The organism is Xenorhabdus griffiniae, from assembly GCF_037265215.1.
Taxonomy (GTDB): Bacteria; Pseudomonadota; Gammaproteobacteria; order Enterobacterales; family Enterobacteriaceae; genus Xenorhabdus; species Xenorhabdus griffiniae.
In genome coordinates, this window is the sequence record NZ_CP147737.1 from 4,722,573 (window position 1) to 4,747,390 (window position 24,818).

Annotated in this window: 39 protein-coding genes and 1 pseudogene; 33 read left to right on the top strand and 7 right to left on the bottom strand. The window is 49.9% G+C overall.

The window, feature by feature from the left end; all coding sequences use genetic code 11:
* Positions 1 to 10 precede the first annotated feature (10 nt).
* Positions 11 to 304, bottom strand: coding sequence for a helix-turn-helix domain-containing protein (locus tag WDV75_RS21730; protein WP_273557751.1), 294 nt, complete (start codon positions 302 to 304; stop codon positions 11 to 13).
* Between the two features lie 196 nt (positions 305 to 500).
* Here WDV75_RS21730 and WDV75_RS21735 point away from each other — a divergent pair, with 196 nt between their 5' ends.
* The 15 genes and pseudogenes from WDV75_RS21735 (at position 501) to WDV75_RS21805 (ending at position 8,730) form a co-directional block, all read left to right on the top strand.
* Positions 501 to 803, top strand: a complete 303-nt coding sequence (locus tag WDV75_RS21735) for a Cox family DNA-binding protein (protein WP_273557750.1) — start codon at positions 501 to 503, stop codon at positions 801 to 803.
* Between the two features lie 34 nt (positions 804 to 837).
* Positions 838 to 1,173, top strand: coding sequence for a hypothetical protein (locus tag WDV75_RS21740; protein ID WP_420497496.1), 336 nt, complete (start codon positions 838 to 840; stop codon positions 1,171 to 1,173).
* Complete coding sequence (locus WDV75_RS21745; protein ID WP_273557749.1) at positions 1,170 to 1,643, top strand: hypothetical protein; 474 nt, start codon at positions 1,170 to 1,172, stop codon at positions 1,641 to 1,643. The genes WDV75_RS21740 and WDV75_RS21745 overlap by 4 nt, the downstream gene beginning before the upstream one ends.
* A gap of 39 nt (positions 1,644 to 1,682) precedes the next feature.
* Positions 1,683 to 1,919 (top strand): hypothetical protein, encoded by a 237-nt coding sequence (locus WDV75_RS21750; RefSeq protein ID WP_273557748.1) that lies wholly within the window; start codon positions 1,683 to 1,685, stop codon positions 1,917 to 1,919.
* Positions 1,920 to 2,059: 140 nt separating this feature from the next.
* Positions 2,060 to 2,410, top strand: a complete 351-nt coding sequence (locus WDV75_RS21755; protein ID WP_273557747.1) for a DUF5347 domain-containing protein — start codon at positions 2,060 to 2,062, stop codon at positions 2,408 to 2,410.
* Positions 2,411 to 2,484: 74 nt separating this feature from the next.
* Positions 2,485 to 2,679: a DUF2732 family protein gene (locus WDV75_RS21760; protein WP_273557746.1), complete on the top strand. Its 195-nt coding sequence runs from the start codon at positions 2,485 to 2,487 to the stop codon at positions 2,677 to 2,679.
* On the top strand, positions 2,672 to 2,893 hold the full coding sequence (locus tag WDV75_RS21765; RefSeq protein ID WP_273557745.1) for a TraR/DksA C4-type zinc finger protein: 222 nt from the start codon (positions 2,672 to 2,674) through the stop codon (positions 2,891 to 2,893). The genes WDV75_RS21760 and WDV75_RS21765 overlap by 8 nt, the downstream gene beginning before the upstream one ends.
* Positions 2,893 to 3,165, top strand: coding sequence for a hypothetical protein (locus tag WDV75_RS21770; RefSeq protein WP_273557744.1), 273 nt, complete (start codon positions 2,893 to 2,895; stop codon positions 3,163 to 3,165). Before WDV75_RS21765 ends, WDV75_RS21770 begins: the two co-directional genes overlap by 1 nt.
* Positions 3,155 to 3,982, top strand: a complete 828-nt coding sequence (locus tag WDV75_RS21775; protein WP_273557742.1) for a DNA adenine methylase — start codon at positions 3,155 to 3,157, stop codon at positions 3,980 to 3,982. The genes WDV75_RS21770 and WDV75_RS21775 overlap by 11 nt, the downstream gene beginning before the upstream one ends.
* A pseudogene (locus WDV75_RS21780) lies at positions 3,979 to 4,982 on the top strand (phosphoadenosine phosphosulfate reductase family protein). Before WDV75_RS21775 ends, WDV75_RS21780 begins: the two are co-directional and overlap by 4 nt.
* Positions 4,979 to 5,302: a DUF5405 family protein gene (locus tag WDV75_RS21785; RefSeq protein WP_273557741.1), complete on the top strand. Its 324-nt coding sequence runs from the start codon at positions 4,979 to 4,981 to the stop codon at positions 5,300 to 5,302. The pseudogene WDV75_RS21780 and the gene WDV75_RS21785 overlap by 4 nt, the downstream one beginning before the upstream one ends.
* Positions 5,296 to 7,656 carry a replication endonuclease gene (locus WDV75_RS21790; RefSeq protein WP_273557740.1) on the top strand — a complete coding sequence of 787 codons (2,361 nt, stop codon included), beginning with the start codon at positions 5,296 to 5,298 and terminating at the stop codon, positions 7,654 to 7,656. The genes WDV75_RS21785 and WDV75_RS21790 overlap by 7 nt, the downstream gene beginning before the upstream one ends.
* Position 7,657: 1 nt before the next feature.
* Positions 7,658 to 7,918 (top strand): hypothetical protein, encoded by a 261-nt coding sequence (locus tag WDV75_RS21795; RefSeq protein WP_273557739.1) that lies wholly within the window; start codon positions 7,658 to 7,660, stop codon positions 7,916 to 7,918.
* Positions 7,915 to 8,379: a hypothetical protein gene (locus WDV75_RS21800; RefSeq protein ID WP_273557738.1), complete on the top strand. Its 465-nt coding sequence runs from the start codon at positions 7,915 to 7,917 to the stop codon at positions 8,377 to 8,379. Before WDV75_RS21795 ends, WDV75_RS21800 begins: the two co-directional genes overlap by 4 nt.
* Positions 8,380 to 8,397: 18 nt before the next feature.
* The gene (locus WDV75_RS21805) at positions 8,398 to 8,730 is read left to right on the top strand and encodes a hypothetical protein (RefSeq protein ID WP_273557737.1); all 333 of its coding nucleotides are present in this window, start codon (positions 8,398 to 8,400) and stop codon (positions 8,728 to 8,730) included.
* Between the two features lie 98 nt (positions 8,731 to 8,828).
* On the opposite strand, the gene WDV75_RS21810 is transcribed toward WDV75_RS21805, so the two are convergent.
* The 4 genes from WDV75_RS21810 to WDV75_RS21825 all read right to left on the bottom strand — a co-directional run bounded on the left by WDV75_RS21810 (position 8,829) and on the right by WDV75_RS21825 (position 12,386).
* Positions 8,829 to 9,161, bottom strand: coding sequence for a hypothetical protein (locus WDV75_RS21810; protein WP_273557736.1), 333 nt, complete (start codon positions 9,159 to 9,161; stop codon positions 8,829 to 8,831).
* A gap of 108 nt (positions 9,162 to 9,269) precedes the next feature.
* Positions 9,270 to 9,479 carry a hypothetical protein gene (locus WDV75_RS21815; RefSeq protein WP_273557735.1) on the bottom strand — a complete coding sequence of 70 codons (210 nt, stop codon included), beginning with the start codon at positions 9,477 to 9,479 and terminating at the stop codon, positions 9,270 to 9,272.
* Between the two features lie 130 nt (positions 9,480 to 9,609).
* Entirely contained in the window at positions 9,610 to 10,629 is a 1,020-nt protein-coding gene (locus tag WDV75_RS21820) for a phage portal protein (protein ID WP_273557863.1), read from the bottom strand.
* A gap of 41 nt (positions 10,630 to 10,670) precedes the next feature.
* Entirely contained in the window at positions 10,671 to 12,386 is a 1,716-nt protein-coding gene (locus WDV75_RS21825; protein WP_273557734.1) for a terminase large subunit domain-containing protein, read from the bottom strand.
* 141 nt (positions 12,387 to 12,527) lie between these two features.
* On the opposite strand from WDV75_RS21825, the gene WDV75_RS21830 reads away from it, so the two are divergent.
* The 17 genes from WDV75_RS21830 to WDV75_RS21910 all read left to right on the top strand — a co-directional run bounded on the left by WDV75_RS21830 (position 12,528) and on the right by WDV75_RS21910 (position 22,793).
* On the top strand, positions 12,528 to 13,355 hold the full coding sequence (locus tag WDV75_RS21830) for a GPO family capsid scaffolding protein (RefSeq protein WP_273557733.1): 828 nt from the start codon (positions 12,528 to 12,530) through the stop codon (positions 13,353 to 13,355).
* A 25-nt stretch (positions 13,356 to 13,380) separates the two neighbouring features.
* Positions 13,381 to 14,436: a phage major capsid protein, P2 family gene (locus WDV75_RS21835; protein ID WP_273557732.1), complete on the top strand. Its 1,056-nt coding sequence runs from the start codon at positions 13,381 to 13,383 to the stop codon at positions 14,434 to 14,436.
* A 47-nt stretch (positions 14,437 to 14,483) separates the two neighbouring features.
* Positions 14,484 to 15,257: a phage terminase small subunit gene (gene gpM / locus WDV75_RS21840; RefSeq protein WP_273557731.1), complete on the top strand. Its 774-nt coding sequence runs from the start codon at positions 14,484 to 14,486 to the stop codon at positions 15,255 to 15,257.
* Positions 15,258 to 15,355: 98 nt separating this feature from the next.
* On the top strand, positions 15,356 to 15,847 hold the full coding sequence (locus WDV75_RS21845; protein ID WP_273557730.1) for a head completion/stabilization protein: 492 nt from the start codon (positions 15,356 to 15,358) through the stop codon (positions 15,845 to 15,847).
* Complete coding sequence (locus tag WDV75_RS21850) at positions 15,847 to 16,047, top strand: tail protein X (protein ID WP_273557729.1); 201 nt, start codon at positions 15,847 to 15,849, stop codon at positions 16,045 to 16,047. Before WDV75_RS21845 ends, WDV75_RS21850 begins: the two co-directional genes overlap by 1 nt.
* Positions 16,048 to 16,049: 2 nt before the next feature.
* On the top strand, positions 16,050 to 16,367 hold the full coding sequence (locus WDV75_RS21855; RefSeq protein ID WP_273557728.1) for a phage holin, lambda family: 318 nt from the start codon (positions 16,050 to 16,052) through the stop codon (positions 16,365 to 16,367).
* Entirely contained in the window at positions 16,364 to 16,768 is a 405-nt protein-coding gene (locus WDV75_RS21860) for a structural protein (RefSeq protein WP_273557727.1), read from the top strand. The genes WDV75_RS21855 and WDV75_RS21860 overlap by 4 nt, the downstream gene beginning before the upstream one ends.
* Positions 16,769 to 16,779: 11 nt before the next feature.
* Positions 16,780 to 16,998, top strand: coding sequence for a hypothetical protein (locus tag WDV75_RS21865; RefSeq protein WP_273557726.1), 219 nt, complete (start codon positions 16,780 to 16,782; stop codon positions 16,996 to 16,998).
* Positions 16,995 to 17,456: a lysis system i-spanin subunit Rz gene (locus WDV75_RS21870; RefSeq protein ID WP_273557725.1), complete on the top strand. Its 462-nt coding sequence runs from the start codon at positions 16,995 to 16,997 to the stop codon at positions 17,454 to 17,456. The genes WDV75_RS21865 and WDV75_RS21870 overlap by 4 nt, the downstream gene beginning before the upstream one ends.
* 3 nt (positions 17,457 to 17,459) lie before the next feature.
* A complete protein-coding gene (locus tag WDV75_RS21875; RefSeq protein ID WP_273557724.1) occupies positions 17,460 to 17,915 on the top strand; it encodes a phage tail protein in 456 nt (151 codons plus the stop codon).
* A complete protein-coding gene (locus WDV75_RS21880; RefSeq protein ID WP_273557723.1) occupies positions 17,912 to 18,547 on the top strand; it encodes a phage virion morphogenesis protein in 636 nt (211 codons plus the stop codon). The genes WDV75_RS21875 and WDV75_RS21880 overlap by 4 nt, the downstream gene beginning before the upstream one ends.
* Positions 18,544 to 19,179, top strand: a complete 636-nt coding sequence (locus WDV75_RS21885; RefSeq protein WP_273557722.1) for a phage baseplate assembly protein V — start codon at positions 18,544 to 18,546, stop codon at positions 19,177 to 19,179. Before WDV75_RS21880 ends, WDV75_RS21885 begins: the two co-directional genes overlap by 4 nt.
* Entirely contained in the window at positions 19,176 to 19,517 is a 342-nt protein-coding gene (locus WDV75_RS21890) for a GPW/gp25 family protein (RefSeq protein WP_273557721.1), read from the top strand. The genes WDV75_RS21885 and WDV75_RS21890 overlap by 4 nt, the downstream gene beginning before the upstream one ends.
* A gap of 4 nt (positions 19,518 to 19,521) precedes the next feature.
* Positions 19,522 to 20,430, top strand: a complete 909-nt coding sequence (locus WDV75_RS21895) for a baseplate assembly protein (RefSeq protein WP_273557720.1) — start codon at positions 19,522 to 19,524, stop codon at positions 20,428 to 20,430.
* Positions 20,423 to 21,031 (top strand): phage tail protein I, encoded by a 609-nt coding sequence (locus WDV75_RS21900; protein ID WP_273557719.1) that lies wholly within the window; start codon positions 20,423 to 20,425, stop codon positions 21,029 to 21,031. The genes WDV75_RS21895 and WDV75_RS21900 overlap by 8 nt, the downstream gene beginning before the upstream one ends.
* Complete coding sequence (locus WDV75_RS21905) at positions 21,028 to 22,200, top strand: phage tail protein (RefSeq protein WP_338860480.1); 1,173 nt, start codon at positions 21,028 to 21,030, stop codon at positions 22,198 to 22,200. The genes WDV75_RS21900 and WDV75_RS21905 overlap by 4 nt, the downstream gene beginning before the upstream one ends.
* Positions 22,200 to 22,793 carry a tail fiber assembly protein gene (locus WDV75_RS21910; protein ID WP_337927193.1) on the top strand — a complete coding sequence of 198 codons (594 nt, stop codon included), beginning with the start codon at positions 22,200 to 22,202 and terminating at the stop codon, positions 22,791 to 22,793. Before WDV75_RS21905 ends, WDV75_RS21910 begins: the two co-directional genes overlap by 1 nt.
* Before the next feature lie 27 nt (positions 22,794 to 22,820).
* Here WDV75_RS21910 and WDV75_RS21915 read toward each other — a convergent pair whose 3' ends face one another.
* A complete protein-coding gene (locus WDV75_RS21915; RefSeq protein ID WP_338860257.1) occupies positions 22,821 to 23,507 on the bottom strand; it encodes a hypothetical protein in 687 nt (228 codons plus the stop codon).
* Positions 23,508 to 23,780: 273 nt separating this feature from the next.
* Here WDV75_RS21915 and WDV75_RS21920 point away from each other — a divergent pair, with 273 nt between their 5' ends.
* On the top strand, positions 23,781 to 24,359 hold the full coding sequence (locus WDV75_RS21920) for a recombinase family protein (RefSeq protein WP_273570353.1): 579 nt from the start codon (positions 23,781 to 23,783) through the stop codon (positions 24,357 to 24,359).
* A 13-nt stretch (positions 24,360 to 24,372) separates the two neighbouring features.
* Here the strand turns inward: WDV75_RS21920 and WDV75_RS21925 are convergent, their stop codons facing one another.
* Positions 24,373 to 24,816, bottom strand: a complete 444-nt coding sequence (locus WDV75_RS21925; RefSeq protein WP_273570352.1) for a phage tail protein — start codon at positions 24,814 to 24,816, stop codon at positions 24,373 to 24,375.
* Positions 24,817 to 24,818 lie beyond the last annotated feature (2 nt).

Here is a 24,818-nt window from a genome sequence, read left to right on the forward strand (position 1 = left end):
TCATGTAGTGTTAGCCAGTTTTCCGGTCTAAGTGGTGTGACATTTTGTGTTCGGCACCATCAGGGGAGAGAGTCGGGCTAATTTGACCAGACTCAGGAGCCGTTTTATCGGTCATTAACCACAATGTGTATTTTTCGAATTTAGAGTGATGGGTTATTTGAAGAATTGTACTTAAACCCGGAGAAGAATGATCACCCTCGTAATTCTTAAGTGTGCTTAAAGGGATGTTTGTTAGTTCGCAAAATTTAATTTGTGTTAATCCTTCGGCCTTACGTATGGCTCGAATTTTTTGTGACATGTTCATTGTTGACAGGTTCCAAAACTGAGACTAGAATCCTCGTAGGTTTTAAAAGCGAGACCTTTTGAGGCGCAAAAAACACTTAGAACAAGCCATGTAAGCAATTCTAAGCGTTTGAACTAAGCAGGGTAACAAATGAACCTGAAAAATACGAGATTCCTAGATTTGACCGCTGTTTAAAGTATAGAAAAGAAGGTGAAAAATGTTAGAAAAGAATCCTGATGGTTACATGCAAGTTTACTATCCGGTTGATGCAGTCCCTTATCAGAAGTTTGCTGACTTAATCGGCAAAACTCATGGTGCTGTTAAGGGGATGGTTGATAAGGGTAAGTTACCAACTGTTTTTTGGCAGAACCCTGATGTAAAAGAAATCGGTGGTATTCCTGCGAAAGTGCGCGGTGAGAACTGGGTTTATATCCCTGAGTTCAACAGAGGAATGCGTGATGCGTTTTTGAACCGCCCAAAAGAACAGCGTGATGCGTGGCTGTTGTGGGTTGGATTGTAAGGCTGAAATATTGACTCAACAGAGGGTAAAAAAAATGAAACAACCAACATCCCTGAACTGTTCAAAACAGCAATTAGTCCTGATGTCGCGTCTGTATGATGTTTTTAATGATTTCAAAAACGAGGTGGCAATCACCCCTGAGTATATCCAGGACACGCTGGTGCAGTTTGCATATGTGTCACTCAAAAAATACTCAGAAATAACCCAAATCCCTTTTGTTACATGTCGCGCAATGGTCGCTGATGGTCGCATCATCACCAGACCGAAGAAAAGAGCTAAAGATATGATAGAAGTCAACATGATCGCTATGTTGATGGATGCATATAACAACAGCCAAAAAAAATTATCTAACAGAGGTAATAAAAAATGAAAAACGCAACATCCCTAGAACGTTCAAAACAGCAATTAGCTCTGATGGCGCGTCTGTATGATGTTTTTGATGATGTCAAAAACGCGGTGGAAATCACCCCTGAGTATATCCAGGAAACACTGGTGCAGTTTATGCAAATGGCAACGGGAAATGATTATCACGTTTCTCAGTCTGTGCGGGTTGGGTTTGGGAACGTGCAGACGCAATCTCAGCTGTTGGTTGATGCGGATAAGTTAAAGCAGGCTATCAATACGGCCAATATCAATGTACCGGAACCCGTGCGGGCGCCACTGGAGCTGAACCACACGTATTATGTTCCGGCGCTCTGCATGAGGGGTTCTATCACGGAAGAGCTTGAATGGTTTGAAGATGAATATGATTACATGAATTTAGATCGCGGCCTCATTCACCTCAACCGCAAATCCGCCGAAATTCATGCGCGAGCGTTAATGTCCCTGACCTCTAAATAATAATATCAGTAAATGATTACCATAGAGGTAATAAAAAAAATGCGAAATACTATTCCAACACCAGAGGAATTAAGCAAGGGGCGGATTAAATTCGGATCGTTATTAATTCGCCCGTTACGTCCTAACGCCGTTTGCACGTTCACCCGTTATCAGGTCGGGGACAGTGAATATTGCTACGGTAAATTTGATTCCAAAGCGGAGGCGATTGATTTTTGTCAGCAGTTATATGAGGAACGGTTAGATGAACCAATTAACGAGAGTGCAACACAAATATAAAATTTCTGGTGATGATTTTAATAAAAAAGTCACGAATAAACGCTGTGAAAAAGAACACCCATTGATGATGACGTTTGTCTCAATTGGTTTAGCGACAACCCTGTTAACCCCCGTTATTATCTCTATTGTGAGGTGATGTTATGGCGAATACGGAACCCTACCGCGCGGTATCGATGACGCTGGATGAAAAAATCGATGGATTAAATAAATCCGCCGAATTGCGCGCAAAATATTTTTCTGATGATAACCGTGAATTAGCAGAAATGATTGAATATCTGCGTGACCGCACCAATAACCGCACTCGAAACAATGAGCGACTGCTGCACTTGATTTTTCATTTGGCCGGATTTGATAAATCACGTTATGCCGTTAAGTTTCATCAATTAACTAATAATGAACAACGTGCTTTAATTCTAGCCATGAATCAATTAAAGGCCCTGGCATCAATATTACCGGATAAACTAGTGATGCCGGAATTAATTACACATTAATTTATAACCAACATTTTTATTATTAATGCGTCAACCCGCAGGGGTTTTTATTACCTAAAAACAGGAAGAGAATAATGGAAATAGAACAACTGATAAAAATAAACAGAGAGGATGAGCGTAAAAATTTAGCCACGCTCTCTGTTTCTCGTCTGGAAAAACTCGCCGCCCATATTCGGGCAAATAAATTGGATCATGCCGCATCAGCCGAATTGTTGATGAGTGAGGCTGAGAATATCGAGCGTCAGGCGCAGGAGTGGAATTATGTCTAGAGAAATCGACCGCGCCTGTGAACGCACGGCCGAAATACTGGAACGCCGGATAGCCGCGCATGTTAGCCGCCCAGTCGGGGTTTCTGCATTTAAATGTGAGGATTGCGGCGCACCTATTCCTAAAGAGCGGTGCAGGATTATTGCCGGTGTCACCCGCTGCGCAACCTGCCAGAGCGTTTTTGAACTGAAACAAAAACATTATCGGAGTGTGTGATGGAAAAAATTTACGTCATTAAAATCGAGACGGTAGGCGGTCATTTTTTTGATGATATCGTCTCGTCAAAAATAGTGTCTGGTTGGCCAGATGTGAATTATAACCCCGGCGATATTTTAATTATTCGCGAGCATTTCTATAAATGTTTCACGGGCAGAAATCTGCTGGCAAAAATAATCCGCGTTGAGAAATCCTCATCTTCTGTTTTATTACGGTTTGAGTGTATTAATCCGGCTGAATTTTTCTATCCGGAGGCTGACAATGGCCAATAAAACTATTCTCAAATGGGCGGGTTCGAAATCTCGCATTATGGATAAACTACGGCCGCACCTACCCGCCGGTCAGCGACTGGTTGAACCGTTCGCCGGTTCCTGTGCCGTCATGATGAATACGGATTATCCCGCGTATCTGATTGCGGATATTAATGCAGATTTGATTAATTTGTATCAGAGTATCAAATCTGACTGTGATCAGTTTACAAAAGAGGCGGCAAATTGGTTTGAATTTGTTTTGAATAAAAATGAATTTTATAAACTGCGGGATGTTTTTAATTTCAGTGGTGAATTTTCTGATAATTTTGCTAATAAATTATCCCGTTCCAGTTTATTTTTAACATTAAATCGCCACTGCTTTAATGGATTATGCCGCTATAACAGCGAGGGTGAATTTAATGTGCCATTTGGTCACTATAAAAAACCGTATTTCCCCGCTGCTGAAATCTGGGCGTTTGCCGAAAAAGCCGCGATCGCCGAAATTGTGCATCTGGAATGGCAGGATACATTAACCCTCGTTGATTACGGTGACGTGGTTTATTGCGATCCGCCGTATCTGACCAACGAGGGTGCATTCACCCAATATTATCAATCCAATTTCAATCATGCCGATCATGAAGCATTAGCCGTTGATTTGTACACGCTCAATACGCATCTCGGTGTCCCCGTCACCGTGTCTAACTCGATTGTCGCCAAAGAACTGTATGCCGATCTGAGCTTTACTATCCATGAAATCGACGCCCCGCGCACGATTGCCGCCAATGGCAACCGTCAGCCTGCGAAAGAGATTATTGCGGTATTGGAGGGGGCGTCATGATTGATAGCCGTTGTCATGCTGAAAATACTATCAATGTGATTACTGTTTCCGGTGGAAAAGATTCGCTGGCGCAATGGCTGCTGGCAATTGAGAACGGTGTCAATCACATTGTCGTGTTTGCCGATACCGGCCATGAACACCCGCAAACAATGAAATATCTGGATTATCTGGAAAATAAACTGGGGAAAATTCGGCGTGTGTCGGCTGATTTCGCCACCCAAATTAAAAATAAGCGCCAGTTCATTAAAACGCATTGGCCTGTCCGTCTGGTCACAGAATGTGGCATGACAGAGGCGCAGGCGGAAAAACGCATCATTGCCGCACTCAAGGTCTTGTTTCCGACGGATAATCCATTTCTTGATCTGTGCATGTTAAAAGGGCGCTTCCCCTCCACAAAAGCCCGGTTCTGTACGTTCGAACTTAAGCATAAGCCGGTTGCTGAGCAGGTGGTTGCACCTTTGTTATTACAATTTGATGAAGTAGTTCTGTGGCAGGGCGTCAGGGCGCAGGAATCACCCGCGCGCGCCGCTTTACCGGAATGGGAATCCGATATCGATGATACCGCTGGGCTATCCGTTTACCGCCCTATTCTGTCATGGACGCATGAACAGGTTTTCGCATTGGCAAAAAAACACGGTATCAAGCCCAATCCATTGTATCAGCAGGGTTGTTCCCGTGTGGGCTGCATGCCCTGTATTCACGCCCGCAAATCTGAACTGGCCGAAATATTTGCCCGTTTCCCCGGTGAAATCGCCCGCGTTGCCCGCTGGGAGCGCATGGTTGCTGCCTGCTCTCGCCGAGGTAATTCGACATTCTTTCCTTCTCAACAAGACCCTATGAAACGAGAGCGCCGTATTGAGTGTGTGACGTTGGAATCTCACGGTATTGAAACTTATCGCGACTGGGCTATGACGGTCAGGGGGGGCGTCAGTTTGATTTATTGGCCGAAGAAAATTCACAGCAGGCATGTAGCTCAGTGTATGCAGGAGTTTGCGAATGAATGAATCTATTATTCTTGATCCTAAAAACGGCGTTTATATCACTGGTACCCGTTTTGCGGTTGTTGTTCATGAGAAACATCCCGGTAAACTGGCGTTGTTGCAATTCAACACGTATGACGGCATTTACTCGCTGGTCGACTGGCATGACAGTGACGTGTCACTGGTCGCTGCATTGGTGAGCCTGCATATCTCCTATATCCGCCACAAAATGCACTCGGTGACAGAATATCTGGCTGCGGTTGAAACCATCGCCAAACGCTGTCAGACCGCACTGAATTTGCTGAACCCGGAAACTTACGGCGGTGTGGTGACATGTTAAGCCGCCCGATTGATTTCAGTGTCCAACCCGAAGCTGAACCCGCCAATGGGCAGTATGCCTATTGGTGGAATGCACCGCGCCATCAGGCGGTGGCCGGTATTGAAAGATCGCTTACCCGTGAAAGACGCCTTCAGGGGCAAGCTATTTTAGAAGATATCGATTCTCTGCCACGCATTCTGCGTTATCCCTATCAGAAACGTTATGAAAAGACGTTACAAGAACAGGGCCTGCTGAAAGCTCAGGATTTTCTGTATTTCGATTTCCATCAAAAATTCTGGCCACGCATTGAGGCGGTCACCCATCGTTTTGAGATGGATACCCACGCCACGCTGACGGCTACGGCCCGCATTTCTACCGAAATCAGCCAGTTTAACCGTTTGCCCGATCTTCAGAATAAGCCACTAAAGAAACTGGCGACCCAAATCGCCGCCGGGTTCTTTGCGCTGTTTGAGCAGTATTGTGATCAGTGCATTGCTGAGGCGAACGGTGATAAAGAAGCTATCTATCAGATGCGCAACCTGTCCCCGATTTATGGCGAGCTGGCGAAATTGTCGCGCGGGTTGCATGTCACACCGGCGCATTATGGCCGCTACCTGAAAGGTACGTTGCAACAGCGTGATGTGATTGCGGCGGTATCCCGTCTGGTCAATGATGATTTCTGGTATCGCCGGCTCAAGGCACACCGTACCCGCTGGCGGGAAGCGTTGCTGATTGCCGCAATGGCGGTCAATAAAAACCGTTCCCCGTATGCCAGTCGTCAGGCTATTCAGGAGGTGAAATCTCAGCGTCTGGCCAATATGCAGTACCTTGAGTCAATGGACATTGAGGATGTGGCCACCGGCGAACGTTTTGATCTGGTTGAGAAAGTGATGCAAAGCATTTCTAACCCGGAAATTCGCCGTATGGAACTGATGGCGCAGATTGCCGGGATTGAACGGGTTGCCTCGGTGCGGGGGGATATCGGAATGTTTATCACCATTACTACGCCGTCAAAATATCACCCGACCCGCCAGATGGGGGCAGACAAGGTGGCGGTGCTGAACAGCAGCTGGGCCAATGAAGCCTATACCCCGAAAGATGGTCAGCGTTATCTGGTGAAGGTCTGGGCGAAAATCCGCACGGCGTTTAAGGATGAAGGGCTGAATGTTTATGGTGTCCGGGTGGTTGAACCGCATCATGATGGTACGCCGCACTGGCATCTGTTGCTGTTTACCGATAAGGCCAGCCGGGCGGCAGCGGTGGAGATCATGCGTAAAAAAGCCTTACAGGAAGATGGCGGCGAACGGGGCGCACAGAAGTACCGCTTCGAATGCCGGCATATGAATAAAGGTGGTGCAGTGGGTTATATCGCTAAATACATTGCTAAAAATATCGACGGTTATGCGCTGGATGGTCTGACCGATGATGAAACCGGCAAGCCGTTAAAAGATGCGGCAGCGGCCGTAACTGCATGGGCCTCCACATGGCGTATTCCCCAATTTCAGTTCTATAACCTGCCCTCCAAAGGTGCGTACCGTGAATGCCGTCGCCTGCGCAGTCTCTGCATCGCTGACCAGTTGGGTGACGTGGCCGAAAAGGTTCGGGCTGCGGCCGATCAGGGGGACTTTGAAAACTACATCCTGTCACAGGGTGGCCCTTGCACCCCACGTGATCAGCAGACAATCCGCGTTGCCCGTGAAGTCAGCGACAAGCTCAACCCGTATGACGAGGCTGTTTCTAACGTGGTCGGGATTTATGCGCAGCTTAATCCTGCCGCCGGCGTGTTGAAAACACGCGAGCGGGAATATCGGATTGTCAAAAAGCACGACAGCCAAGCCCCGGCATCCGCTGTGGCCGGTGAGGGTCTTAATCTTTTAAAAAGCGCCATCGGCGCGCCTCGGAGTCCTGTCAATAACTGTGGATCAGGGGATTGGGTGGCATGGGAGGACAGCTCAGCATTACCCGCAGACTTAAGCGGTAAGGCGTTATCTGATGTTCTCCAATGGGGACGGGCGATGGAAATCAACGCCGCTGAGAATGGCGTACAGCGTGCAGAAATCGGGGTTTCGGGGCCTCGGGTTATCTCACGTATTGAATTAACAGAAAAAGAGGAAGCATTATTGCCGGCAGTGATGCGCTTTACTGAATCAATGGGCTACCCCATCAGCAATCAAACGCTGGGCAAGATGTTTGTTAAGGGCATGAGTATGAGTGTTGACGGCCAGCGGCTGCAAGTGCGTGAGGGCAAAGTCAGATTGATGGATTTACCGGAGGAGCAGGAACGGAAACAACGCGAATTTGAGGCGCGTAAACAGGTGCGCCGCGAGGCATTACAGGCGCGGATTATGAATATTGGGGAAATGAGGAAAGCATAATATGAATTACTTACAACCAAAAGACTTGGCAGCCCTACAGCGATTTAAAGAAACATCTGAAGATGGTGAGGGATACGACGTCTCTCGTGAACAAATGCACAGACTGGCTGAATTGGGCGTTGTTTGTTATCACAGCATGGGAATTTATAGCATTACATGGTTCGGAATGTATGTCTTAAATCCGTCTGATAAAGCATTACAGCCGCCGTTTAAAACGGAATCAGACCATTTTTGTGAGTTTTTAGAGGAAAAGTCACAATGATCACCTTAAAGTTAACGCCCGAAATCATTAACAACATTAACCGTAAATTTGTTTTAGATTTATTCGTCTGGCAGAAACGCTGGAAAGCCAATCAACATCACCGTAACCGCTTTTTGCATGAAAACAGCTATGTTGCTGCCTTGTCTGGTGATGTCTATGTGTCAGAGTGGGCTTGGTCGGATAATCCCATTCGGTTGGTGCAATTAGCGTTGAGTCTAACCATGCATGATAAATGGCATAGAACGTTTTATTCCTCCCGATGTTCAGGGGATAGTGGCGAGCTGGCCTATAAGCAGTTTTTTACCTTGAACCGTATCAAGGGTGAACCGGCTTTTTTCGATACGGTGACGTTGTTTGATTTTGCTGAAAGTCGCTGGAGTGAAGAACGCCTTCGTCAGCATCAGTCACAACAGGAATTTGAAGAGCTGTTTTTGTGTCGGTTGCCTCATCCACGCTGGTAATCAGGGAGAATAAACATCATGGCGAAATCCCCCGCAGAACGCAAAGCCGCCCAACGTCAACGCCAGCAGGAGGCTGGCATCACTAAAATAGAATTGCTGCTTGATAATCAGGAACTGGCCATGTTAAAGCGCAATTGTACGCTGAGGCGTCCGGGCCGCGAACCTTATGACGTCGTGGAATATCTCACCCTGCTGATCCGCAAAGATAATGCACTGTTGCAGCAGCAAGTGCAGGCACTGGCGGTGCGCCAATGCGAGAAATGCGGTGATGCGCTTCCTGTGGCTGAATGCTGCTTTTCGGGTGATTCAGCGTGCTGGGTGACGTTAGGCTGGCATGAAGTGAAATTGTGAGAGTGTGACATGTCACAATTTATGAAGGCTCCTTTGAATCAGCGGAGCCTTAGAAAAGTGCAATCTGTTGGCATTATGCTTAATCGTACCATAAGATTTTATCTTGTTGGTGGGGGCGTCCAGAATATCTGGACACTGATTATCGCCAGTTGCATGGAACGAGGAAATCGCGTAATTGCTTGTATATTCCAGCGGCCATGTTGATATAAATGAATGTGGCGAGATCTGTTCATTTTCCCACCTAAATAGAGCAATGTATCCTGATAAGTATAAGACAGATGTAAATGTTGCCATTGTTCAGCGGGGTTGGTACATCCGGGGATTGGTGAAAAATACAGGTCATTCGCGCCAGTATTGTATCCCGGTCGCCAGTTTCTCCCACATGCCGCTTCTTGATTAATAAAGGCTGTAATATTTGGTGCGATATACATAAATCTCCCCTCTATATTTTGTGTTCTTCTGATAATTTCACGCAGTAATATTCTCCTGCAATAAAAAATTATTCTATGCCTCAATTCGCACAATTCGAGAAGGATCACCTAACCATTTAACCCGCATAAAAGCGGATTTTCGTTGCATAAAATTAAGCAAAATTGCACAATTTTTTTGTGCATCCCTGCATCACACAAGGCCAGTACGGGCAAGGTTTCCCTGCCGATGCGCAACTGCACAAAAACACCCCCTTTTTGTGTGCGGGCGAGGCGGGGGAGCAAGCGCGCGCGGTGGGGGTTGAAATGAATTAATTTCATTTGAGATTGTATCTGTTGAAAATGGGGCATTAGGGCGTATCAGTGCGATGCTGGCGCGTGTTTGGGGACGGGAGGGAGCAGGGGGACGCACACAGCGCGATAGCTACACGCTGTGTTAATGACAGCGGCGTTATGACTGAATCGTCAGTGCATCCAGCAAGGCATAAGGGGAAAAGCGCACTATTTCTTCCCCCGCCCAATCGTTGATGGATTTCAGGCTCTCCATGATGGGGCTGAGTTCATTGATGGCAAATACCTTAGCCGCTTTTTCCACATCACCAAAGTTGCCGCCGTTCGAGGGTGAGAATCCCATCAGTTGCGGTGGGACGCGATGCATTGCCAGTAAATCATCGCGGGTCGCCTCCTTAACATTGGTAAACTCATCTTTGGCACTGATCTGACTGAATGGCAGGATTTGCAAGCCGTCTTTCTTACCGTTGGCGGCATACACAAACAGGTTCTTAAATGCCCCATCGCGCCGGGATTTTTGCAGGGATTCTTTGAGTTTATCAACACCTTTCGGGTCAGCCAAGGGATCGGTCAGGTAAACAATCACGCCAGCATGACTGCCGTTTTCGTAGTAGTTCATGCGGAACATGGTCGCGGAACGGTTCAGGCTGGCCGACAGCAATCCGGCCAGATATTCCGGCAGGCCGTATATTTCCTGATGAATATCGGGATTCATCAGATGAAACAAGCTGTCCGGGCGAAATTCAAACTCTTTATTCCAGCTTTCCACAAACCAATATTGCCCGGCTTTCTCGCCCCGTCGTGTGTACTTGGCGGGTGAATGCCGGAGCGTTAACAGCCCGCCCAGTCGGTTGCTGCGCTTTTCCAGATAGGCATTGCCGAAGACCAGATAATCCAGCACATACGCCGCCATATCCTGCCGGGATAATAATGGGTGCGGCAGGAAGCAACTCATGATCACATTGCGTTTAAAAAACAATGGCGACTGATGATAGACCGCTGACGAGAACGCCCGTGCCAGACCGTAAAAATCAATCGGCGTTTCATACCAGCGGCCATTTTTGGCGCACTCCATGCAATCCAATAAATCCCCGCCGGGTGACACCGGCGTCGGTGTGTCAAACGTAAACGACGCACATTGAACTGCATCGCCAGGCAGGTTCTCCCTGGGGTTGTTCATGGCGTCAGGTTGACTCTCAGCAGGCAGAAAGGTGCTCATATTTAAAACTCCGTAACAGAAGACTGATGCCCGCCCGAATCGCTCGCTATCGGCTCTCCATGCAGAACATTCATAATAGACCAGGCAATATCGCCGTGATCCACGCCGCGCGTCCGGTCGGCGTCATAGGTGACAATGCCGCCTTGTGTAATGACTTTCTTGATAGCCATAAACGAAGTCGCAACCTGCTGCATTCCGGCGTCATACTCAAACCGGCCGGAGCGGATCAGCATTTGCGTTTTCATAACCAGCATTCGCTTCAGCGGTGCGGAATATTTCAGTAAGGTAGCGGCCGGGAAAAATTTACACACCAACTCGTGTACAGCTTCACCTGTCCCGCCCGTGCCATCCAGCGTGATACCCAATACATGATAGCGTTCGGTCAGTTTGCGGATTTCCTCAGCCTGTTTCTCAAAGGCCATACCCCGGAAGCGTAGCGCTTCAATCACCCGCCATTTACCGCCACTGACGGCAGGCGGTGACATCACCACCACGCCCAAACCATCACCATTGCCCCCCGTACCTGTCGGATCAGCGCCGATATAAACGCCTTTATAACCCAATGGTCTGGGTGCATATGGCTTCCAGTCCGGCCAAACGTCTTCGTTATAACCGTCAACCCCGCACTGGATCAGTGCGTTATAATCAAATGCCCGTTCACCGGCTTTCACGAAGATACAACGGTACAGGTTGTCAAAATCTCCGGGGCTGTTTTCGCTCTCGATTTCGGCCAAATCAACCCGATCTAACCCCAGTGCGATAGCATCATGAATGGTGACTATCTGCCGCCAAATGTTATCGCCACACAATGCCCCCGGCTGTAAGGTCTGGTGGCTGAGATCGAGAGTGATTTGCTTCTTGTGGGGGCGGCTTTTATTGAAAAAATCCCCTGTCCAGAACGGATAGGCTTCATGCTCTTCGCTGGAAGGGGTGGAGAAGTAGGTACGCCTTAGCCCAATTTGGGTCGCCATCCCGGCCGCCACTTTGCGCAGGTTCATAAAATTACTGACCCAAAAGAACTCATCAAAATAGAGATCACCGGTATACGATTGCGCGGTCGCCGCTGACGTGCCGAGAAAATAGAGCGTGGCCCCGTTGGACAAAATAATCTCATCGCCGCCCTTGAGTTCAACACCGACCTGACGGGCAACTATCTGAATGAATTTTTTGAACTGGAACGCCTGTGCGCGGCTGGCTGACAGAAAAATCTGGTTATGACCGGTTTCCAGTGCGGTGATCAGTGCTTCGCGGGCAAAGTACCAGGTTGCCCCAATCTGGCGCGATTTTAATATCATACGGTTACGGCGCGTTCTCTGCTTATACCAGCGCTTCTGGTACTCAAACAGGGATTCATAAACCTGCGCGCGCAGTGCCGCAATTTGTTCCTCAGTGAAGTGATTCTTCGGTATCTTGGCCTTTTTCGTGCTCTCTTTTTTCACTTCATGGCGATCAAAGCGTTCCAGTTGGCGGTAGAAAAAATCCAGTGTCTTGAAATCGTGCGGGGTCAGAGCCTCTTTGGCTTGTATCCGCAAGATTTTCACATGCAGATCATCGCTCACCCGCTCTATCGGGTTAGCGTCGTCCCATTTATCCCGCCGCCGCCAGGAATAAAGAGTGTTCACACTGACGCCGAGGCGCTTCGCAATCTGCGCCACGCTGTAGGCCTGCCAGTATAAATTTTTGGCTTCTTGTCGGGGATCGTGTGCTGTCGTTGTCATGTGCTTACTTTCCCACAGCCCGCGCGCGTACTGCCATGACTGCCGTCTGTCACCGTTCCGCGACACGGTGAAGGCTTTGAGTGAAACGCTGCCGGCTGAGAACATAGTGCCATCGAAAACGGCTTGTTGGAGAGCGCAACCATGCCAAAAACCATTAAGTTAACGGTCTGTACTGAGGGAATGACGCTGAACGGGTTTGCCGTCTCCCGCGAACAGATCCAGCAGATGGCGGATAGCTATAACCCGCGTCTGTATGCGGCCCGTTTAAATCTGGAACACATTAAAAGCCCGTACCCTGATAGCACATTCCGCCAGTTTGCGATGGTGCAGTCAGCACGTGCCTACGAGATTAAAGATGGTCCGTTGCAGGGCAAGCTGGCGCTGGAGGCGACTGTTGAACTGGATGAGGAGAAAGATGCGGCGCTCATTAAGCTGAACCAGAGCGGGCAGAAAGTTTTTTCCAGTATTGAATTTTATTCACGTTTTCCACAGACCCAAAGTGCCTACCTGACTGGCATTGCCTTGACGGATAACCCCGCGGCGGTGGGAACAGAATTAATCAAGCTGAGTGTGCAGGAGCGCGGGCTGCCTGTCAGTGATGACCGCTATTTGTCTGCCTCACTGGAGACCCTGGTTGAGCTGACGGAAAGCACCGAACAACACAATGCCGCCGATAAGTCCATCGGGGAAAAGTTTGTTTTATCCGTGAAAAAGGCGCTGGGGCTGCATCGTGAGCATAACAGCGCCGAATTGAACACGTTGCGTGAGATGGTGCAGTTAACGGCGGAAAAATGCGGTGACGCACTCAACCAACTGCACAAACTGTCACAACTGGAAAGCCAGTCGGAAAAAATCACCGCACTGGAAACTGAACTCAGTACGCTGAAAAGCCAGCTCAGCCAGCAGGATGACTCTTCGGTGCAGCGACCGGGGGCGAGCGGTTCAACGCAGGTGTTGGCCGATTATTAATTGATTGCTTACAGGAACTTTATCTATGTCACTCAGTAATGAAGGACGTCAGCACTATCTGTCCTACCTTGATCAGCAAGGCAAGTTGAACGGCGTGAAACGCGATGGCGATCACATTCAGTTGACGGTTGCGCCGGCTGTCCAGCAGAAACTGGAAAAAGCCAAGATGGAATCCAGCCCCTTTTTGAAAGAGGTCAATTCTATCGGTGTGACTGAGCAGGAAGGCGAGAAAATCGGTGTGGGTATCCACCGTACCATTGCCAGCCGCAATACCTCCACCACGGATCGCCGGGAACCGGTCAGCGTGCATGAATTAAAGGCCAATCGCTATCGTTGTGAACAGACCAACTTTGATACCTACATCGGCTATACCCAGCTTGATGCGTGGGCCGGGCACCCGGAGTTTCAACAACTGGTGAGCCAGCAGATTGTCCAGCAAGAGGCCAATGACCGCCTGATGATTGGCTTTAATGGTACATCCGTTGCCGTGAAATCCGATCGGCAGAAAAACCCGCTGTTACAGGATGTCAATATCGGCTGGTTGCAGCATCTGCGCAACCAGGCCCCGCAGCGTGTAATGAAAAACATTACCATCACTAGTCGGGACGAAGACGGGAAAATCATCAAGAAAGGCCAATACGGCAACTATGATGCGGCGGCTTATGATGCCGTGACATCGTTGTTAGATCCGTGGCATCAGAGTGCGCCCGGTTTGATTGCCATCACCGGCTCACGCCTGACCACCCAGAAGAACTTTCGCATCCTGAATCAGCACAGCCAGCATAACCCCAATATGGAGCTGTTGGCAGGGAACGAGCTGATGAAGCTCAGCACGCTGGGCGGTTTGCCGGTTTTCCGTGCACCGTTTTTCCCGGACGGGGCCATTCTGATCACCACCTTTAAAAACCTGTCGCTTTACTGGCAGAAAGGCAAATACAACCGCTACATCAAAAACGAGCCGGAATACAACCGTATCACCACCTATGCCCAGAGTAATGACGGTTATGTCATTGAAGATTACGGCCTCAGTTGCCTGATTGAAGGGATTTCGTTTGCGGGTGCCGAAGGGAGCACCGACTAAACCACAATTTCCGGTGCCGGGCTTATCCGGCATGGGTACAAGGGGGAATGATGCTGACACCGGCACAAGAACACTGGCAGCGCACCATGGCGGCACGCCGGGGCGATGAACAAATGTCATCGGCAACACTGACTGCTTACGAGCAGATACTGCACCGCCTGCGCATCGATCAGGCGCGGCTGTCTGACCTGCAAGGGAAAGCGCGCAAAGCTGAGTATAAACGCACTGTGATGGCAGCCTATGACGGCTGGATTGACGGTGTACTGGCGGCGGATACCGGTCAGGCTGATGAGGTGCTGACCCATATCATGATTTGGCAGATAGACATTGGCAACTATGGCCGTGCATTGACACTGGCGGCGTATGTCATTCGGCATGGCCTGCCCTTACCTGACCGTTATCAGCGCACCATTGGGCCATTATTGGTGGATGAAATTTGCGATCAGGCACTCACCATTTTTGCCACCGGTGACGACACCTTAGATCCCATACCGTTGGATATACTGGAACAGCTCACTGAATTGGTCACCCCGCTGGATATGCCGAATCAGGTCAGGGCGAAATTGTTTAAAACGCTGGCCTATACCCTGCGTACCCAGCCCCAGCGGGACGCCAAAGAACGGGCATTGTCACTGATGCAACAGGCACTCTTGTTGTTCGCCAATATCGGGGTCAAGAAAGAGATTGAAACCCTGAGCCGGGAGCTGAAAAAGGCGGAGGACAACACGGTAACACCGTCGCCTCCGCCGAAGCCCGCAACGACAGGCAAGAAACCGACCAAAACCAAGACAACGGCGGCGAAGAGTCAATCTTCCCGCTAACGGAATGCACCCCGCGTGCCCGGCGGCACGGTGAAGCGAACGGCTTTTAAGCCTTGTCCGTTTTACCGTTCACCGCCGACTTTCTCAACAGGTGGATCATGAGCTTAGTGGCAACAAAACAACCCCGCCCCATTGACAGCCAGATGGATATCAATGATGGCGGCGCAAAAGTGATCTCCGGTGCATTCTGGCCGGATATCGTGCTGGCTGATTTGCGCAATTCAATGCGCCTGAATGGGGCGGTGACGACAGAACGGCTGATGCACATGACCACGGAAGCGGTGCTGTCTGTCAATCAACTGTTGGCAGTCTGGCAGCGAGAACAAGAACAGAATGGCTTTGCCTCGCTGGAAACGGTGCCGTCTGTGGCGATTAACGATACCACGGCGCCGGTTTTCCGCTATCGCCATGCCGTGTATTGCTTCACCAAAGCAATGTTGGTTGAAAACTACCGCGATATTGACACCACACGCGATGGAGAGCGGCACGCCGAGGCACTCAGCACACAAATTGATGACCTGCGACGGGACGGGCAAAACGCTATCCGGGATATGTTAGGCCAACCTCGCATGATAGCGGAGTTGGTCTGATGCAGGTCAGGGCGTTTCAGGGGGATACGGTGGATCTGTTGTGCTGGCGTCATTATGGCCGCACACAGGGTGTGGTTGAGCAGGTATTGGAAGCGAACCCGGCTATTTGCATGACAACACAACTGGCAGCTGGTCAATGGGTTGAGCTGCCGGATGTCACCCCGCCGCCCAATCAGGACATTATTCAATTATGGGACTGACAATGAAAGATCAACCGGATTTATGGGTCGATATGGTAAATGGCCTGAAAAACTCATGGCCGCAGATATCCGGCTCCTTACTGGCCGTCCTGATCTGTTATGGACGCCTGATTTATGACGGCGTTGAACGCCGCAACCGCTGGGTTGAGCCGCTGCTTTGCGGGGCGTTGTCATGGGGCATTTCCAGCGCGCTGGAGTTGTTCGGCATCCCAGGCAGCGTGTCACCGGCACTCGGTGGGGCTGTCGGATTTATTGGCGTTGAGAAGCTCCGCGAGGTTGCTGTTCGCGCCATTAATAAACGATTGGGAGGTAAAGAATGAGTCGGGGAGACAGGGGCATTCGTAACCACAATCCGGGCAATATCCGCCATGGTGATAAATGGCAGGGACTGTGCAGCAGGCAGACTGATAAGTCATTCTGTCAGTTTATCGCACCAGAGTACGGTATTCGGGCGATGCTCAAAATCCTGCGCAATTATGTGAAACTCTACGGCGATAATACCATCCGCCAGTTTATTTCCCGCTGGGCACCACCGAATGAGAATAATACCGAGAGTTATATTACCTATGTGAGCCAAGCAGTCGGTGTATCCTGCCATGCAGTGATTGATGTTAACGACAAATCCATCATGACAGCATTGACTAAGGCGATGATCCAGATGGAGAACGGCAAGCAGCCTTATTCTGATGACATCTTCGTACGGGCGTTTGAACTGCTATGAGGAATTGAACGATGGGTATTATTCTGGCTCCAATGATTTACGTTATCGGTTTTATTGCGGCGTTCATTATTTTTACATTGATAGAAAAACGAGCTAACGATCCGGAGGAATTCGGTGTCGTTTTATTAATGACATTCATGTGGCCACTACTGGTTATTTTGATGCCGATTGTTTTTGGATTCTGTCTTTTAGGTAAGAAATACAATCAATTTGTTGGCAGACAGTCATGAAATGGCAATTAAAATTGGGCGCTGTGATTGTAGTTATCGCGCTGATGGGTTCAGCCGTATATTCCATCTATTCGGTGTATGCAGAGAACAGGGAGCTGGCGGGTGCGAATCAATCGTTGACCACTAAGCTATCTGAACAAGCTGCCATCAATGCCAGACAGCAAGAAAACATCAAACAGCTTGAGGAATTGGACACCCAGCGATTACAGGAGCTGACGAATGCTAAATCTGAAATCAATCAACTGCGGGCTGCTGCTGATGCTCACCCTGAGCGGGTGTATATCAAAGCAAAATGCCCTGTGCGTCAAACCGCTGTCTCCGCCCGCGTGGATGATGCAGTCACCGCCCGACCTACAGACGCCGCTGTCCGCAATTATTGGCTACTCAGAGAACGGATCGCAGAGTCAGAGCAAATGATTTTGGGTTTGCAGGAATTCATTCAGACACAGTGCAGGTGAACCATGATAAAGCCTAATTTACTGCGTGAAATGATTGTCAGCCATGATCCCTTTTTTATCCAGAACCCGGATCGGCTGGAAGTGTTTGTTACGAAGGGCAACCTGATTGCCACGGGGACGCATTCAGCCTCTTTTCTCTACCAATACCAGCTGGAAGTGCTGGCGCTGGATTATCCGCACCCGCTCGATAATCTCAGCATTCCGATATTGGCGTGGGCACGGCTGCATCAGCCGGATTTGTTGTTTAACCCGGAACGCCGCAAAGACGGTTTTCGTTTTGAAGTGGATTTGCTCAATAACGATACCGCCGACATTCTGTTTACACTGCCCGCGTCCGAGCGCGTCATTGTCAACAGGGAAAACGGCAGACTGGCGCCGACACATCTTGACGAGCCCTCGCCTGATGCACTGTCACTGCGGGCGTGGGATATCCTGGTCGATGACATGGGGGCGGCATGAGTCAGGGTAATCTGTTGTTGTCACTGGAAAATGAGTTACAGCGGCTGTTGTCTACAACCTCGCCCGGCTATCGCAGTCGGCTGGCGCGTCAGCTAGCAACCGCTATCCGTACCGACCAGCAGCGGCGCGTTCGTAGCCAGAAAAATGTGGATGGTTCCGGTTATGAACCCCGCCGGCGCCGCATCCTGCGCTCACAGCGAGGGATTCGGTTTATCTATCAGGGCGCCGCCCGTCACTTAAAAAACTGGCGGGCAACCCGTGGTCGTCGAGGGCGCATGATAACCGGTTTTGATGAAGACCGCCACGCCGTGCGATCGTTCTATCGCAGTGATATTGATCGCTATCTGGATATTGACCACAGTGAAACCCGTAAAACCACAACACGACGTGATCCGATGTTCCAGCGCCTGAGAACGGCCCGATTTTTGCGGATGCGCACGTCGGCAGATTCAGCGGTTGTGGGGTTTCAGGGCCGGGCTGCGGCTATTGCCCGACAGCACCAATATGGATTAACTGGCAGCATCAACGCGTTGGCACGGACAAAATACCCGAAACGCGAATTGCTGGGTCTGAGTGAGCACGAAAAATTGAAACTGATTGAATTGATTTATCACGATTTGGTGGAGGCATGATGACACAGGCCGAACTTTTCCGATTGTTAATGAATGTGGTGCGTGTTGGCACGGTGTCAGCGGTTGACCTGCACACCCAGCGTTGCCGTGTATACGTCAGTAGCCTGCAAACAGACTGGTTGCGCTGGACAGCCCAGCGTGCCGGCACCGCCCGCACATGGTGGGCGCCCAGTGTTGGCGAACAGGTATTGGTGTTGGCCGTGGGGGGTGAACTCACGACCGCATTTGTCGTGGGTGCGCTCTACTCTGCCGCCCATGCTGCGCCGTCCGTGTCTGCTGAGGCGGTACACATTGCATTCCCTGACGGGGCGGTCATGGAATATGAGCCACAGACTGGCGCGCTGACCGTCACGGGCATTCAAACCGCCACAATATCGGCGGCGGTTTCTGTTCATGTCACTGCCCCTGATATTACCTGTACGGCCAGTCACCAAATCACGTTGGATACGCCGACGGTGATGTGTACGAACCATCTGACCACGGGCAGCCTGGAGATCCGGCAGGGTGGCACCATGCGTGGCAATATCACCCATACTGACGGTCAGTTGAGTTCTAACGGCATTATTGTCGATTCCCACCGGCATCGCGGAGTACGGTCGGGTGATGGAACGTCTGGGGGGCCAGTGTCATGAAATTTATGGGAATGAGTTGTCACAATGGCCGCATGCTGTCAGACAGCGACCATATTCGCCAGAGTATCACAGACATTTTAATGACGCCCATTGGTGCGCGCGTGATGCGCCGTGAATACGGTTCGCTCCTGCCTAACCTGATTGACCAGCCGCAAAATCCGGCATTGCGTCTCAAGATCATGAGTGCCTGTTATATGGCCCTGTTGCATTGGGAACCGCGGATTCGGTTGGACACCATTAATTATCTGCGTTCTGAACAGGGCGAGCTGACGGTTGAGATCAGCGGTATCAATGTACAGAACAATACCCCATTATCCCTGTCCATTCCGGTGAGGTGACACCATGCCAACGATTGATTTAAGCCAGCTGCCACCACCCGATGTCGTTGAATCGCTGGATTTTGAAACATTGTTTGCCGAGCGTAAATCAGCGCTGATTGCCCTGTATCCGCCGGAGCAACGAGAAAGCATTGCCCGCACTTTGGCGCTGGAATCGGAACCCATCACTAAGTTACTCCAGGAAAATGCCTACCGGGAATTATTGTTACGCCAGCGTATCAATGAAGCGGCGCGCGCGGCGATGGTAGCGTATGCCAGAGGCAGTGATTTAGACCAATTGGGCGCGAATAACAATGTTAGTCGGTTGATATTACAGCCTGCTGATAATAATACCGTACCGCCAGTGCCTGCCGTGCTGGAGTCTGACGCAGATTTTCGGGTGCGTATTCCGCAGGCATTTGAAGGCTTAAGCGTTGCTGGCCCCGTTGGTGCGTATGAATACCACGCCCGCAGCGCGGATGGTCGGGTTGCTGATGCCTCTGTTATTAGCCCCGCCCCGGCGTATGTCACGGTCAGTATTCTGTCCCGCGAGGGGAACGGCGCGGCCAGTGAGGAACTGATCGCCACGGTCAGTCGCGCCCTGAATAATGAGGACGTTCGCCCTGTCGCTGATCGCCTGACCGTACAATCTGCCAGGATTATTGATTATGAAATTGAAGCCGTGTTGTACTGCTATCCCACGCCCGAATACGAGCCGATATTACAGGATGCACGGGCCAGGCTGGCACGCTACACCGCCGAGCAGCACCGCATTGGCCGTGATATTGTGCGCAGTGCGATTTATGCCGCACTGCATGTCCCCGGTGTGCAACGGGTTGAGCTGAAATCCCCGGCGCAGGATATGATCCTGGATAAAACGCAGGCGAGTTTCTGTACCCGCGTCACCGTGACTATCGGGGGTTCGGATGAATAACCGTTTGTTGCCGGTTGGCGCCTCACCATTGGAAGTGGCCGCTGCCGAAGCATTGTCCAGTCTGGCTGCTATTTCTGTTCCCTTGCGTGACCTGTGGAACCCGGATCGCTGCCCCATGAAATTATTACCCTATCTGGCGTGGGCGTGGTCGGTTGACCGCTGGGATATGGATTGGCCGGAACGTACCAAACGTGAATCTATTCGGGTGGCGATGTTTGTCCATAAACACAAGGGCACCATTGGCGCTATCCGGCGTGTGGTCGAGCCGTTCGGCTACCTGATCCGCGTAATTGAATGGTGGCAGACCAACGAGGAACCTGGCACTTTCCGGCTCGATATCGGGGTGATGGAAACCGGTATTACCGAGGCTACTTACTTTGAGCTAGAACGGTTAATTTTTGACGCCAAACCTGCCTCGCGCCATTTGGTTGGCATGTCCATTCAGCTGGAAACGGGCGGTACAGCCTATTGTGCCGTCACCAGTTACAGCGGGGACAGCCTGACTGTTTACCCCTATTTACCTAAAGAGGTGGTTGTTTCCGGTGCCGGTGTAGCGTGCGCAGCAGTGCATGTTATTGATGATATGAGGATTAAATCATGAGCACGAAATACTTTGCCCTGTTAACCCGACTGGGCGCGGATAAACTTGCCAATGCCGCTGCGCTAGGCACTAAACTGAATATTACCCATATGGCCGTGGGCGATGGGGGCGGGACATTGCCGACACCGGACACCGCACAAACACAACTCGTTAACGAGCGCCGACGGGCGGCAATTAATGTCCTGAGTGTTGATCCCCAAAACACCAACCAGATTATGGCTGAACAGATTATTCCTGAAAATGAAGGCGGTTGGTGGATACGGGAAATTGGCCTGTTTGATACAGACGGCATTTTAATTGCAGTCGGCAACTGTGCCGAAACCTACAAGCCGCAATTGCAGGAGGGTTCAGGGCGTACCCAAACCATTCGCATGGTGCTGATTGTCAGCCACACTGACGCGGTGACATTGAAAATTGATCCGTCCGTCGTACTGGCAACCCGCGAGTATGCGGATGCCGTGGTCGCTAACGCTATCCGTGAACATGAGCAAAGCCGTCGCCATCCCGATGCAACACTGCAAGATAAAGGATTTGTTGTTCTGAGTAATGATGTAAGTGATAGCGAAACGATGGCTGCAACACCAAAAGCGGTTAAAGCCGCATATGATTTGGCAGCGGCGGCGAATAATAATGCCAATAGTTGCCTGGGAAAAAACCAGAACGGCGCAGACATTCCTGATAAACAGGCATTTGTGAAAAACCTCGGTTTAACGGCAGGCTCGGCATTACCGGTTGGAGTCCCCATTCCATGGCCATTAGAAACCCCGCCTGCTGGGTGGATGAAATGTAATGGTGCGACGTTTACCGCTGCTCAATATCCCGAACTGGCGCGTGTATACCCCTCACTGAGATTACCGGATTTGCGTGGGGAATTTATTCGTGGGTGGGATGACGGACGCGGGATAGATGACGGACGCGAACTACTGAGCTGGCAGGATGATAGTTTTCGCGCACATGATCATGGAATCACCGCGTTTGATGCCTGGAATCCCACGGTGTTGACACCCAATGACAGATTAGGGGACGCACTACTGTCAACCGACAACGCAATTGGACGTGGAGGTGATCAAAATGGAACCGTCAACAACAGATATCAAACTAGGAATGGGGGTGGAAATGAAACTCGTCCCCGTAACATTGCATTTAACTACATTGTGAGGGCTGTATAATGACGGCAAAATTAGACAAAAATCATATCGCCACTGTCGCAGGTAATATTACTGTTTATAATTATCACAGCGAAACGCGAGAATATAGTTCTGCATCTGTGGAGTTTTTACTCGTCGGTCTGGGGATTCCGGCTCACTCGTGTATTGATGCGCCGGGTGACCACAAACAGGGTTATGCCATTTGCCGAACGGCAGATTTGTCCGCGTGGGAGTACGTCGCAGATCACCGCGGCGAAACTGTTTACAGTATTGAAACAGGTGCCGCACAGGTGATTACAGCGCTCGGTGATTATCCGTCGAAAACAGCGCCGGAGGCACCCACAACACCATTTGACAAATGGAATGGCAAATGGTGGGTAACAGATATTCAGGCACAACGCCAGCATGAACAGCAACAGGCGGAATCCCGGAAACGGCACCTAATGACGCAGGCGGCAAATGCCATTGCCCCGCTGCAATACGCTGTCGATCTCCAGATGGCGACGGATACGGAACAGAGCAAACTGACAGAATGGAAACGGTACTGCGTTTTATTAAACCGCGTAGATTGTTCGACAGCACCAAACATTGACTGGCCTAAAGCGCCGGAGTAGCAATTAGGGGCTGCGTGCCCCTAAACACTATTTTGATTCAGCTAATTTCCGTTGCTGTTGATTCCAAATAGAATTTTCCGGCATTTGTACACGAACGGAAATAAATCTACCACTGGGAATATCAATTGGGTCGCCGTCGGCATAGCCCTCACGTACATTTCTGGCGAATGCGGGGGCATCTGCATGTTCACGGTGATAGGTCATCAATTTGATTGAACCGTCGGGTAACACGCGGTAATCGACCCAAATCAACGGTAATTTATTTTTGCACAGCGGTATCTCAACCCCACCATCGACTCCGCCCCATGCGGCATCGGCATTGAATCCCAGCACGTTTTTGATGAGATAAATACCCTCGGACAAACGCTCCACGATAGCACCTTCAGACTCGTTATTGGTTTCAAATTTACCCTCACGCCAAATTTTGATAATGGGCGAGGCTAATTTCAGGTAACCATCCCCGGTTATCCAGCAATTAGCGCCTAAAACGATGGCGGTTCCTTTGCCTTCCGGAAAGCGCACATCATGCCATTGGGAATTATTCCAAGTGTACGCTATGTGGGGACCGCCTTTTGTTGATTTCAATGCAATAGCTGCATTTCCCGACTGACAGTACACTTCGTTCGTCACAGTTAGACGATTATCTACTATTAACTCGCTCTGAATACTTTGTTGATTACCGTTAATCAGATCAGTTCGAATTACCTGGTCCATGAAATTTAGGTTGCTCACAAACACCGATTTATCGGTAATGTCCGCACCGTTAGCGTATTTGTTTAACGCGTTATATGCCCTATTAACAGTATCTTTTAACCCTATGTTATCAATAAATTTTGTTTTATCCTCAATATCTGCCCCATTCGCTTTTTTGGATAAGGCATTTTCCGCCAGTCGCTGGGTTCCCGCTAAACCGAGGTTTAATGTAAATCAAAATGTTAGTTCATATGATTGATATAATTGTCAATTCTGGAATAAATGGGGATTAAAATGGCAAAAATTGGCTATATTCGCGTGTCAACAAATGACCAAAACTGTGATTTACAACGAAATGCCTTGATAGGCGCAAATTGTGAGCAGATTTTTGAGGATAAAATCAGCGGCAAAACGGCCAACCGGCCAGGATTACAACGGGCACTGGCGTGCCTAAAATCAGGGGACACGCTGGTTGTCTGGAAACTGGATCGGCTGGGGCGTAGTGTAAAAAACTTGGTTGCACTGAATGAGCGATTAACTCATGGTGGGATTAATTTTCAGAGTCTGACCGACAGTATTGATACCAGTACCCCGATGGGGCGGTTCTTTTTCTATGTGATGAGTGCGTTAGCAGAGATGGAGCGGGAGTTAATTATTGAACGCACCAATGCCGGGCTGGCCGCGGCACGTGCGCAGGGGCGCATTGGTGGTCGTCCGGTATCACTGCCAGCGGAAAAATACCAGCTGGCCTGTCAATTGCTCGCAGAGGGAAAAACGCGGCGGGACATCGCTAACATTTTCAATGTGTCACTCTCAACCATTTATAAATACTTGCCTGTCGGTTCGGCAGCAAATGATGATGATGTGTTTTGAGGGGCTGTGCCCCTTATAATGCGGATTTTGCCAGATCCAATAAATCACCCGCAGTGACCGCGTGTAATCCCTCACGGATATCTTCACTGACCCGCTGCAGCGACAATGTGAATTCAATGCGACGCGCTTTGCCATCGGCGAAAAATTCCGTGCGGTTTTCAGTCAGGCTGTCGATGACAAACATCCCGTAAATCATGCCGGTGCCCTCAATCAACGGCCACGGTTTGGCAGAAAACGCCATTGTCCTGAGCAGCTCCAGAGAAATATCACCGCCCGTGACTTCGGGGTACAAAATCCCATTCAGGGTGATAGTGTCTTCCCCTGGGCCAATATACTGCCATTTGGCCGATTTGCCGATGCGATCATTTTTTACATGCCGCCAGTCCATATTACGGTTTATGGACTGGTACGGCGTGGTACTCAGCATAAAAACAAACATGCCATAAATCATCATCATGG